Source organism: Amycolatopsis sp. NPDC045836 (assembly GCF_056431745.1).
The window spans coordinates 78,581-90,246 of record NZ_JBWKKF010000029.1 but is presented as its reverse complement, the minus strand read 5'-3'; the positions used below and the strand labels follow the sequence as shown (position 1 = coordinate 90,246).

Below are 11,666 nucleotides of genomic sequence, written 5' to 3'. Positions count from 1 at the left end.
CGCCCGGTCCCATTCCGAACCCGGAAGCTAAGCCTGCCAGCGCCGATGGTACTGCACTCGAAGGGGTGTGGGAGAGTAGGACGCCGCCGAACTCAACGTGCAGTACAGGAGCGGGGCTTCGGACCAGTGATGGTCCGGAGCCCCGCTCTTTTGCGTTCACAGGGTGGTATTTCGGTGGCACCGGCGCCGGGGCGACTGCCACAGTGGCGTCGTGGAAGCTCGCGTGCACCCCACCTTCGACTCGTTCGCCGCGCCGGCCGCGGCGGTCTACGGGGCTGACCCCGTCCGGCACACCGGAGCGTTGACCGCGGTCGCGAGCGTGCGGAAGCGCGGTCAGGCCGAGGCGATGGTGACCGCGCACGACGGCGAGCGCCTCCACGGCGCCTTCGTCGCGGATCGCGGTTGGCCCGCCATGGTCAGCGGATTGCCCGCTGACGCGGCCGGGACCGTCGTCGACGCACTGGCCGAGGCGGGCGCCGACCTGCCAGGCGCTTCCGGCCCGGAACCCGAAGTCGAGGCGTTCGGCCGGGCGTGGGGTGAGCGCTTCGGCATCACGCCCCAGCCGGGGTTCCGCCAGCGGACGTACCAGCTCGGCACGCTCGTCGAGCCGCAAGGAGTCCGTGGCGAGTTCCGCCTGGCGAAAGCGGGGCAGAACGAGGTCCTGCTGCGCTGGCGAACCGCGTTCCTGGCCGAGGCCGTCACGTACGTACCCCCGGAACGGGATCCCGCCCGTGCGCTCACCGACCAGCTCGCGGGCGGCAACGTCTTCGGCCTCTGGTTCGTGGACGGCGAGCCGGTGTCGATGGCCTTCGCCAGGGCACCGGAGGCCGACATGACCAGGATCGGCTTCGTGTACACCCCGCCCGAGCACCGCGGACACGGTTACGCCGCCGCCGTCACGGCGGGCATCTCGCGGTGGGCGCAGCACGCGGGTATCCGGCACATCACCCTGTTCACCGACGACCTGAACCCGGTCAGCAACCGGATCTACCAGCGGCTGGGCTTCGAGTTCGTGGTCCACTACCGCGAGGTGAAGTTCACCGGCGAACCGCTGCGGCACTGACCGGGCGCTGCCCTACCTTGGTAACCATGGAACCGACGCGCTTGCTGGTCATCCAACCCGACGAGTCAGATCCGATCGGCCCGCTCGGCGACTGGCTCACCGGTGCCGGGGCCGAGCTGGACCTCCGGCTCCCGCCGCGTGACCCGCTGCCGGACGGCTTCGACGGCTACCAGGGCCTGGTCGTGCTCGGCGGCGGCATGGACGCCGAAGACGACCGGAAGCACCCCTGGCTCGCCGACGTGCGCCGCCTGCTCGCGGCCGCCACGGGCAGCGCGTTGCCCACACTGGCGATCTGCCTCGGGGCCCAGCTGCTCGCGGTGGCCACCGGCGGCACGGTCGGCCGGGCCGAGCGCGGCGCGGAGATCGGTGGCCGGCTGGTGTCCAAGAAGGACGCAGCCTGGACCGATCCGCTGTTCGCCGACCTGCCGTTGGTGCAGGACGTCATGCAGTTCCACCAGGACGACATCCGGCGGTTGCCGCCGGGCGCGGAACTCCTCGCTTCGGCACCGTGGCACGAGAACCAGGCATTTCGGTTGAACCGCTGCGTCTACGGTGTCCAATTCCACATCGAGACGACCACCGACGTGGTGCTCGACTGGGTGCGCCAGGCACCGGAGCTGGCGGGACTGGCCCGGGAGGGTGCATTCGAAGTCGACACCCTCACCCGGGTGCACGCCGACATCGCCGAAACGTGGCGGCCCTTCGCGGAGCGGTTCGTCCGTCTGGCGCAAGGCGAGTTGACGCCCGCCGCCGATCCGACTCGGACATTGCCCCTGGTATAAGACAGGGTTGCGGCCAGGTTTCCGGCGGCTTAACGGCTGGCGGCTGACGTCAGGTACGTTGCGCACGTAAGCCGTAACCGTGGTCGGAGGTCGGGGTGGACCCCTCGCTGCTCATCATCGTCGTGGTCATCACGGCGTTGGTCTTCGATTTCACCAACGGGTTCCACGACACAGCGAACGCCATGGCGACCACCATCGCCACCGGTGCGCTCCGGCCCAAAACCGCCGTCGCGCTGTCCGCCGTGCTGAACCTCGCCGGTGCTTTCCTGTCCGTGGAGGTCGCGAAGACGATTTCGAGTGGACTGGTGGACGAGACCAGAATCGGGCCGGAGATCATCTTCGGCGGGCTGATCGGTGCCATCGTCTGGAACCTGGTCACCTGGTTCGCCGGGTTGCCGTCGAGTTCGTCGCACGCGTTGTTCGGCGGGCTGATCGGCGCGACCTGGGTGTCCGTCGGCACCGACGGTGTCCGGTTCGGACGGATCCTCGAGCGGGTGGTGCTGCCGGCTATCGCGTCGCCGGTGCTCGCGGGCCTGGTGGCGGCCGGTGCGACCTGGCTGGTCTACCGGTGGTTGCGTGGCCGCAGCGGTGGTTCCGGATTCCGCGTCGGACAGATCTTCTCGGCCTCCGCCGTCTCGCTCGCGCACGGCACGAACGACGCGCAGAAGACGATGGGCATCATCACGCTGACGCTGGTCAGCGCCGGCACCCTCGCGCCGGGGTCGGCGCCGCCGACCTGGGTGATCGTCAGCGCGGCGCTGGCGCTCGCGCTCGGCACCTATCTCGGCGGCTGGCGGATCACCTACACCCTGGGCAAGGGGCTCACCGACATCGAGCCGCCGCAGGGGTTCGCCGCGCAGACCAGTTCGGCGGCGGTCATCCTGACCTCGTCGCACTTCGGTTTCCCCTTGTCGACCACGCACGTCTGCTCCGGCGGTGTGCTGGGTTCCGGCGTCGGGCGGCGCGGGGCTCCCGTGCGCTGGCGGCTCGCGGGCCGGATGGTGCTCGCCTGGATGCTCACGCTGCCCGCGGCGGGTGTCGTCGGCGCGATCGCCGGCAAGATCTCCTCGCTCGGCACCGCCGGGACGATCAGCGTCGGGGTCGCCGGGGTGGCGATCGGCCTCGGCATCTACCTGCTGTCCCGGCGCAAGCCGATCACCGCCCACAGCTTCCACGTCCCGGAGCCCACGCCCGCCGACCTCACCCCGGACCGCCTCCCCGCCTGACCGGCAAGCGGCGCCGGAGGGACTACGGTTGGGGGCGATGGCAGACCGATCCCGATCGACAGCGTCCGTCGCGCGCTACGGTTTCACCGACGACCGCGCCGAGGAGCAGCTGCGTGCCGTCGGCTTGTGGTCCGAGACCGGCCCGGCCGACGGTGCCGGCGGCTTGCTCGTGGCGTTGTCGCGGGCGCCCGACCCCGACCTCGCCGTGCACGGCCTCGACCGGCTCCGCGAGGCCGACGAGGACGCGTGGCCGGAACTCGCCGAGACTCTGCGTGAGTCCTCGTTCCTGCGCGGGCGGCTGCTCGCCGTGCTCGGCACCTCCAGCGCGCTGGCGGACTTCCTCGTCGGTTCGCCGGACCAGTGGCGGCGGCTGACCAAGCGGAAGGTCACCGCGCAGGAGAAGTACACCGACGAGCTGGTCACCGCGGTCGAAGGGCGGGACGGCACCGAAGCGGAGCAGGCGCTGCGTGCCGGTTACCGCGGTCTGCTGCTGGAGATCGCCGCGGCCGACCTCGGGCACCTGGTCGAACCGGACCTCGGCGCGCCGACCTACACCGAGATCACCCACCGCTTGACCGCGCTCGCCGAAGCCGCCCTGCGTGCCGGGCTGGTCGTCGCCGAAGCGGAGACCACCGGTCCCGAACGGGCCAGGCTCGCGGTCATCGCGATGGGCAAGTGCGGTGGCCGCGAACTCAACTACGTCAGCGACGTCGACGTGGTCTTCGTCGGTGACGGCGACCTCCAGGTCGCCACCCGGATCGCCAGCAAGATGATGGGCGTGGTCGGCAAGGCGTGCTTCGAGGTGGACGCGGCCCTGCGGCCGGAGGGCAAGGCAGGCGCGCTCGTCCGCACCATCGACGGACACGACGCCTACTACAAGAAGTGGGCGCGGACCTGGGAGTTCCAGGCCCTGCTCAAGGCCAGGGCGGTGGCCGGGGACGCGGAGCTGGGCGGGCAGTACTGCGAGCTGGTCGCGCCGATGGTGTGGGCCGCGGCGGAACGGGAGAACTTCGTCGCCGACGTGCAGCGCATGCGCCGCCGGGTCGAGGGGCACGTGCCGTCCGAACTGGTCGAGCGCGAGCTGAAGCTCGGCCGCGGCGGGCTGCGTGACGTGGAGTTCGCCGTGCAGCTGCTGCAACTCGTGCACGGTCGCGCCGATCCCGACCTGCGCTCGTCGTCCACCATGGAGGCGCTGGCGGCGCTCGGCGAAAGCGGTTACGTCGCCAGGGCGGACGCGGCCGAGTTGGAGGGTTCGTACGAGTTCCTGCGCACCATCGAGCACCGGCTGCAGCTCCGGCGGTTGCGCCGGACGCACCTGTTCCCCGACAGCTCGGAAACCACCGAACTGCGCTGGCTCGCCCGCGCGAGCGGGATCCGGTCGTCCCGCGGCCGGCCGGTGGCCGATGCGCTGGTCGCGGAGTTCAAGCGGCACGGGCAGCGCATCCGGCGGCTGCACGAGAAGCTCTTCTACCGGCCACTGCTGGAATCGGTGGCCCGGGTGCCGACCGGCGCGCTGCGGCTGACCACCAAGGAAGCGGCGAGCAGGCTCAACGCCCTCGGTTACGCGGCACCGGACGGTGCGCTGCACCACATCAAGGCGCTGACCTCGGGCGTGTCCCGCCGGGCGTCGATCCAGCAGGCGCTGCTGCCGGTGCTGCTGGACCTCCTCGCCGACACCCCGGATCCGGACGGCGGGCTGCTCGCCTACCGGAAGGTGTCCGAGGCGCTCGCCGAAACGCCGTGGTACCTGCGGGTGCTGCGGGACGAAGGCGCGGTCGTCGAACGGCTGGCGTTCCTGCTTGGCACGTCGAAGCTGGTGCCGGACCTGCTCGTCCGGGCGCCGGAGGTGCTCCAGCTGCTCGGCGCGCCGGATCGGCTGGCCGGGCGTTCGCCGCGGGAGGTCGCCACGTCATTGCGTGCGGCGGTGCGGCGGCAGCCGGGGCTCAACGCCGCGGTCACCACGGCGCGTTCGCTGCGGCGGCACGAACTGCTGCGCGTCGCCAGTGCCGACCTGCTCGGCCTGATGGACGTCGTCGACGTCTGCGGAGCCCTGTCGAGCGTGTGGGCGGCGGTGTTGCAGAGCACGCTCGCCGCCGCGACGCGGAAGCGGATCGCGGAGCTGGGGGTCGAGCCCGCGGTGATCGCGGTCATCGGCATGGGCAGGCTCGGCGGTTCCGAACTGGGGTACGGCTCGGACGCCGACGTGCTGTTCGTCTGCGAGCCGGTTGGCGGGGCTTCCGACGCCGACGCGGTGAAGTTCGCGTCGTCGGTCGCGGAGACCGTCCGGAAAGTGCTCGGCGCGCCGAGTTCCGATCCGGCTCTCGAGGTCGACGCGAACCTGCGACCGGAAGGGCGGAACGGCCCGCTGGTCCGGACACTCGAGTCATATCGGGCGTACTACGCGCGGTGGGCCGAGGTGTGGGAGGCGCAGGCGCTGCTGCGCGCCCGGTTCGTCGCCGGTGACGCCGACCTCGGCGAACGCTTCATCGAGGCGATCGATCCGATCCGGTACCCGGCGAACGGGCTGGACGCCGGGCGTGCGCGTGAGGTGCGGAGGATCAAGGCCCGCGTCGACACCGAGCGGATGCCGAAGGGCGCCGACCCGACCACGCACACCAAGCTCGGCCGCGGTGGGCTCGCCGACGTGGAGTGGACGGCGCAGCTCGCCCAGTTGCGGTACGCGCACGAGTTCCCGGCGTTGCGCACCACGTCGACCGTCGAGGCGCTGCGGGCGATGGCCCACGCGGAGCTGGCGTCGGAAGGGGACATCGAAGCCCTGATCGAAGCGTGGTTGCTGGCGACGCGGGTCCGGAACGCGGGCATGCTGGTGCGCGGCAAGGCCGTCGACCAGATCCCGGGCAGCGGGCGTGAACTGGCTGCGGTCGCGATGGTGTTCGAGTACTCGGCGGACGACGACCCCGGCGAGTTCCTCGACTTCTACCGCCGCACCACCCGCCGGGCGCACGCCGTGGTGGAACGCCTCTTCTACGACACCTGAGGTGGCCTGCTTAGAGTGTGGGCGTGAGCGAGCGCGAAGACTTCCACGTCCGGATCAAGGTGCGGCACTACGAGCTGGACACCCTCGGCCACCTGAACCACGCCGTCTACCACTCCTACGGCGAGGTCTCGCGGCTCGAACTGATGGAGAAGGCCGGCCTGCTCAGCTCCGAGATGCGCACGGCGAAGCTGGCGGCGGTGCTGCTCGAATCACGCATCGTCTTCCGCCGCGAACTGCGTGCCGGTGACGAGGTCGACGTGACCTGCCAGATGAAGTTCGGCAGCGGCAAGACCTTCCACGCGGACTCGAACATCTACAAGGCCGACGGCACGCTGGCCGCCGAGATCACCTGCACGCTGGGCCTGATGGACCTCGACCGGCGGAAGCTGGTCGAGAACCCGCGTGGCCGGATGGAGCAAGCGGGCATCGACGTGGACGTGCTGGCCGGGGCCTGAACGTGAAACACCGGCGGTGAGAGGTGGCTGTCACCCCCCACCGCCGGTGTGGACCGGTGGCTTACACGTCGTAGTAGAGCGCGAACTCGTACGGGTGCGGGCGCAGGCGCAGCGGGTCGATCTCGTTCTCACGCTTGAACGAGATCCAGGTGTCGATCACGTCCGGGGTGAACACGCCGCCTTCGAGCAGGTACTCGTGGTCGGCCTCGAGGGTGTCGAGCACGGTGCCCAGGTCGCTCGGGACCAGCTTGACGTCCTTCGCCTCCTCCGGCGGGAGCTCGTAGAGGTCCTTGTCGATGGGGTCCGGCGGCTCGATCTTGTTCTTGATGCCGTCGAGACCGGCCATCATCATGGCCGCGAACGCCAGGTACGGGTTGCCCGAGGAGTCCGGGCAGCGGAACTCGGCGCGCTTGGCCTTCGGGTTGTTGCCGGTGATCGGGATGCGGACGCACGCCGAGCGGTTGCGCTGCGAGTACACCAGGCTGACCGGGGCCTCGAAGCCGGGGACCAGGCGGTGGTAGGAGTTCACCGTCGGGTTGGTGAAGGCCAGCAGGCTCGGGGCGTGCGTGAGCAGGCCGCCGATGTAGTGGCGCGCGGTGTCGGACAGGCCCGCGTAACCGGACTCGTCGTGGAACAGCGGCGTGCCGTCCTTCCACAGCGACTGGTGGCAGTGCATGCCCGAACCGTTGTCGCCGAAGAGCGGCTTCGGCATGAAGGTGGCGGTCTTGCCCGCCTCCCACACCGTGTTCTTCACGATGTACTTGAACAACTGCAGGTCGTCCGCGGCGTGCAGCAGCGTGTTGAACTTGTAGTTGATCTCGGTCTGCCCGCCGGTGCCCACCTCGTGGTGCGCGCGCTCGATCTCGAACCCGGAGCCGGTGAGCTTCTGCACGATCTCGTCACGCAGGTCGGCGAAGTGGTCGACCGGCGGGACGGGGAAGTAGCCGCCCTTGAACTTGGTCTTGTAACCGCGGTTGCCGCCCTCTTCGTCGGCGCCGGTGTTCCACCAGCCCTCGACCGAGTCGATCTCGTGGAAGGCGCCGTTCTCGGCGGAGTCGAAGCGGATCGAGTCGAAGATGTAGAACTCGGCTTCCGGTCCGAAGAAGACGGTGTCGGCCACGCCGGACTCGGCCATGTACTGCTCGGCCTTGCGCGCGATGTTGCGCGGGTCACGGCTGTAGGGCTCGCGGGTGAACGGGTCGTGCACGAAGAAGTTGATCGACAGCGTCTTCTGCTTGCGGAACGGGTCGATCCGCGCGGTCTCGGCGTCCGGGAGCAGCAGCATGTCGGACTCGTGGATCGACTGGAAACCGCGGACCGACGAGCCGTCGAACGCCAGGCCCTCCTCGAAGGCGTCGTTGTCGAACGCCTTCGCCGGCACGGTGAAGTGCTGCATCACCCCGGGCAGGTCGCAGAACCTGACGTCGATGAACTGCACGTCCTCGTCGGCGATCAGGCGCTGGATATCGTCTGGAGTAGTGGACACCCTCGGTAACTCCTTCATAATCTCGTTGCCGGCGGCCGTGCTGAGTCGCCGCAGCGCGTTCAGAGCGTGATGGCGCGGGCCTGGGTACACCTCGCGCGTTACTCTCTTCGGTTCACGCTAAGAGCGCGGTGTTGCCCGACCGTCACCCGTATGTTTCGCCGGTGTTAACGGCTGGGGCGATATCGGATAGTCGACCAGGGCGGATGTGGTACGCGCCACCGGCCTACCCTGGACGGGTGGCGAGATGGACCGGAGAGTGGCTGCCCGGGGCCCGCGAGGCGAGCGGTGACGGGCAGGACCAGCGGTGGCGCGGGGAGCGGCTCGGCCTGCCGGAGAGCGGTCCCGGCTCGATCGCGACCGGCGGGCGGCGCCTGCTCGGCCTGGTCATCGACCTCGTGCTCGCGTCGCTGCTCACCTCGTTGTTCATCCAGCCGCAGTTCGACCAGGCCGAGGTGATGGAGTCCTACAACCTCTGGAGCGTGGTGGCCTGGGCGGTGATCACCATGGTCCCGGTCTCACTCTTCGGGTTCACCCCCGGCATGGCCATCGTCGGCACCCGGGTGGCGCGATTGGACGGTGGGTCCATGGTCGGCCTGTGGCGGGCGGTCGTGCGCGGGGTGCTGACCTTCGTCATCATCCCGGCGGTCTGGCGCAACGTCGACGGCCGCAGCCTGCTGGACCGCGCGACCGGCACCGCCGTGCTCCGCCTCCGCTGATCCCCGCGTACGGAAAAGCCCCGCTGCTGGTGTGCAGCGGGGCTTTTCCGTTGGCCTGGGATTTCAGCGGCGGCGGATCGTGCGCTGGACGTTGCGCATCTTGGCGCCCTGGGGCATCGGGCCCTTCGGCAGGGCGGCGCCGCGGTTGCCGAGGGCGGCCAGCTTGGCCTCCAGCGCGTCGACCTGGGCCGGCTTCAGGTTCCGCGGCAGCTTCATCAGGTAGTTCTGCAGCTTGCGCAGCGGAACCTGGTTCTCTTCGTGACCGATGACGATGTCGTAGATCGGGGTTTCGCCGACCAGGCGCGAAACGCGCTTCTTCTCCTGGGCGAGCAGGCCCTTCACCCGGTGCGGCGCGCCTTCGGCGACGAGCACCACACCCGGGCCGCCGAGCACCCGGTGCACGGCGTCGAGCTGGGTGGTCGCGGCCACGGTCTGCGTCACCCGCCACCGGCCGCGGAGGTTGTCCAGCGCCCACGCGGCCGCACCCGGCTGGCCGTCGGCCTTGGAGTAAACGGTCTTCTGCACGCGCCTGCCGAAGATGATGACCGCGGCGAGCACGCCGAGCATGATGCCGATGGGCAGCAGGACCCACTGCAGGTCCAGCAGGAAGCCGATGCCGAAGACCACGCCGGTGACGACCAGGATCGCGCCGACCATCCACGGGATGAGCGCCTTGTCCTCGCGGCGCTGCATCTTGAACGCCTCGAAGATCTGCCCGCGCCGAGCCTTGCTCGCCGCGCGCTTTTCCTTCTTCGCCTGCTTGGCGGCTTCCTTGTCCAGCTTTCCGGCCATGACCACCAGGATACGGGCGGGGCATCCGAGGGCATCTGCGAGGATGCGGGAGTGGGTAGCGCATCCGTCTCCGAAGCCAAGCCGGGCCTGCTCGACGGGCTCGACCCCGAACAACGCGCTGCTGCCGGGGCTCCGCGAGGTCCGGTCTGCGTGCTCGCCGGGGCCGGTACGGGCAAAACCCGCACGATCACACACCGTATCGCCCACTTGGTCCGAGCCGGTCACGTGGCGGCCGGTCAGGTACTCGCCGTCACCTTCACCAACCGCGCCGCGGGGGAGTTGCGGGCGAGGCTTCGCGGCCTCGGGGTCGAAGGGGCGCAGGCCCGCACCTTCCACGCCGCCGCGCTCCGGCAGCTCCGCTACTTCTGGCCGCGGGTCGTCGGCGGTCCGCAGTGGGACCTGATCGAGAACAACAAGCTCCGGCTGATCGGCCAGGCGGCCAACCGGGCCGGGCTGGGCACCGAGCTCGAAGTGCTTCGGGACCTCGCCGGTGAGATCGAATGGGCGAAGGCGTCGCTCGTCGCCGCCGACGACTACCCGGCCGTCGTCACCCGCCTCCGCCGGGACACACCGGAGCCCGCCGATCGGATCGCGCAGGTGTACCGCGGTTACGAGGAGCTCAAGAACAACGCGCGGCTGCTCGACTTCGACGACCTGCTGCTCCACACCGTCGCGGCGCTGGAGGAGCACAGTGCGGTCGCCGAGGAGTTCCGCGACCGCTACCGCTGCTTCGTGGTCGACGAGTACCAGGACGTGACGCCGCTCCAGCAGCGCCTGCTCGACGCCTGGCTCGGCGGCCGTGACGATCTGACGGTCGTCGGTGACGCGAACCAGACCATCTACTCCTTCGGCGGGGCGTCGCCCCGGCCGCTGCTGGAGTTCACCCGGCGGTTCCCCCACGCCACCGTCGTGCGGCTCGAACGCGACTACCGGTCCACGCCGCAGGTGGTCGCCCTGGCGAACAAGGTCATCGGTGCCGCGCGCAACCGCCCGGCCGGCTCGCGGCTGCGGCTGATCGGCCAGCGCCCCGACGGCCCCGAACCGCGGTTCGCCGAGTACGAGGACGAGACGGCCGAGGCCGCTTCGGTCGCCGCGCGGGTGCAGGACCTGCTCGGCCTCGGGGTGCCCGCCAGCGAGATCGCCATCCTCTACCGCGTGAACGCGCAGTCGGAGGCGTACGAACAGGCGCTCTCCGAGCTGGACATCCCGTATCTGGTCCGCGGTGGCGAGCGGTTCTTCCAGCGCCGGGAGGTCCGCCAGGCGGTGATCGCGCTGCGCAGCGCGGCCGCCGCCGGGCAGCGGGGCGAGTTCGTCGACTCGGTGCGTGCGGTGCTGGCTCCGGTCGGCCTGACCGAACAGCCGCCCGCCGGTGGCGGAGCCGCCAAGGAACGCTGGGACGCCCTGCTCGCCCTGGTCGAACTGGCCGAAGAACTCGCGGCGACGGTGGAAGGCGCCGACCTCGCCCGGTTCGTCGGGGAGTTGGAGCAGCGAGCCGTGGCTCAGCACCCGCCGACCGTCGAGGGCGTCACGCTGGCTTCCCTGCACGCGGCGAAGGGCCTCGAATGGGACGCGGTGTTCCTGGTCGGCCTCGCCGAGGGCACGCTGCCGATCCAGCACGCCGATGGGGACGACAGCGCGATCGAAGAGGAGCGCCGCCTCTTCTACGTGGGCGTGACCCGTGCGCGTGAGCACCTTTCGCTGACCTGGTCGCTGTTCCGCAACGGGCGCAACCGCCGGCGCAGCCGGTTCCTCTACGGCATGCTGCCGGAAAACCACCCGGCTGCCCGCGTTGCCAGGAGTTCGTCGACCCGCCCTTCCGGCCAACGGCAGGCGTGCCGGATCTGCGACGGCCCGCTGACCGGGACGATGGCGATCAAGCTGGGGCGGTGCGACCGCTGTCCGTCCAACGTGGACGAGCAGGTGCTGGAGCGGCTGCGGTCCTGGCGCGGAAATCGGTCGCGCGAACTCAAGGTTCCTGCTTTTGTGGTGTTCACCGACGCCACGCTGGTCGCCATCGCCGAGCAGTGCCCGGTGGACGAAAGCGCGCTGGTGTCGATTTCCGGCATCGGCCAGACGAAGCTGGAACGATTCGGTGCGGAGGTCCTCGCGGTGGTCCGCGAAGCCGTCGGCTCGTAGTCGCGCCGCCGC

At 70.2% G+C, this 11,666-nt stretch carries 9 protein-coding genes and 1 rRNA gene; 8 read left to right on the top strand and 2 right to left on the bottom strand.

The features are described 5' to 3' along the window. The 6 genes from rrf to AC07EG_RS36005 all read left to right on the top strand — a co-directional run. A 5S ribosomal RNA gene (gene rrf, locus AC07EG_RS36030) occupies positions 1–92 on the top strand; the annotation flags it as partial. 119 nt (positions 93–211) lie between these two features. Further along, entirely contained in the window at positions 212–1,063 is an 852-nt protein-coding gene (locus AC07EG_RS36025; RefSeq protein ID WP_478257739.1) for a GNAT family N-acetyltransferase, read from the top strand. A gap of 26 nt (positions 1,064–1,089) precedes the next feature. Continuing rightward, the gene (locus AC07EG_RS36020; protein WP_478257738.1) at positions 1,090–1,845 is read left to right on the top strand and encodes a type 1 glutamine amidotransferase; all 756 of its coding nucleotides are present in this window, start codon (positions 1,090–1,092) and stop codon (positions 1,843–1,845) included. A 95-nt stretch (positions 1,846–1,940) separates the two neighbouring features. Continuing rightward, positions 1,941–3,071, top strand: coding sequence for an inorganic phosphate transporter (locus AC07EG_RS36015; protein WP_478257737.1), 1,131 nt, complete (start codon positions 1,941–1,943; stop codon positions 3,069–3,071). A gap of 37 nt (positions 3,072–3,108) precedes the next feature. Further along, positions 3,109–6,069, top strand: coding sequence for a bifunctional [glutamine synthetase] adenylyltransferase/[glutamine synthetase]-adenylyl-L-tyrosine phosphorylase (locus AC07EG_RS36010; RefSeq protein WP_478257736.1), 2,961 nt, complete (start codon positions 3,109–3,111; stop codon positions 6,067–6,069). A gap of 23 nt (positions 6,070–6,092) precedes the next feature. Next, positions 6,093–6,524, top strand: coding sequence for an acyl-CoA thioesterase (locus tag AC07EG_RS36005; protein ID WP_478257735.1), 432 nt, complete (start codon positions 6,093–6,095; stop codon positions 6,522–6,524). Between the two features lie 61 nt (positions 6,525–6,585). Here AC07EG_RS36005 and glnA read toward each other — a convergent pair whose 3' ends face one another. Then, positions 6,586–8,010: a type I glutamate--ammonia ligase gene (gene glnA / locus AC07EG_RS36000; RefSeq protein WP_478257734.1), complete on the bottom strand. Its 1,425-nt coding sequence runs from the start codon at positions 8,008–8,010 to the stop codon at positions 6,586–6,588. A 236-nt stretch (positions 8,011–8,246) separates the two neighbouring features. Between glnA and AC07EG_RS35995 the strand changes: the two genes are divergently transcribed. Continuing rightward, positions 8,247–8,726 carry an RDD family protein gene (locus AC07EG_RS35995; protein WP_478257733.1) on the top strand — a complete coding sequence of 160 codons (480 nt, stop codon included), beginning with the start codon at positions 8,247–8,249 and terminating at the stop codon, positions 8,724–8,726. A 63-nt stretch (positions 8,727–8,789) separates the two neighbouring features. Here AC07EG_RS35995 and AC07EG_RS35990 read toward each other — a convergent pair whose 3' ends face one another. Further along, positions 8,790–9,518 carry a DUF4191 domain-containing protein gene (locus AC07EG_RS35990; RefSeq protein ID WP_478257732.1) on the bottom strand — a complete coding sequence of 243 codons (729 nt, stop codon included), beginning with the start codon at positions 9,516–9,518 and terminating at the stop codon, positions 8,790–8,792. 51 nt (positions 9,519–9,569) lie between these two features. Here AC07EG_RS35990 and AC07EG_RS35985 point away from each other — a divergent pair, with 51 nt between their 5' ends. Then, the gene (locus AC07EG_RS35985) at positions 9,570–11,654 is read left to right on the top strand and encodes an ATP-dependent DNA helicase UvrD2 (RefSeq protein WP_478257731.1); all 2,085 of its coding nucleotides are present in this window, start codon (positions 9,570–9,572) and stop codon (positions 11,652–11,654) included. Positions 11,655–11,666 lie beyond the last annotated feature (12 nt).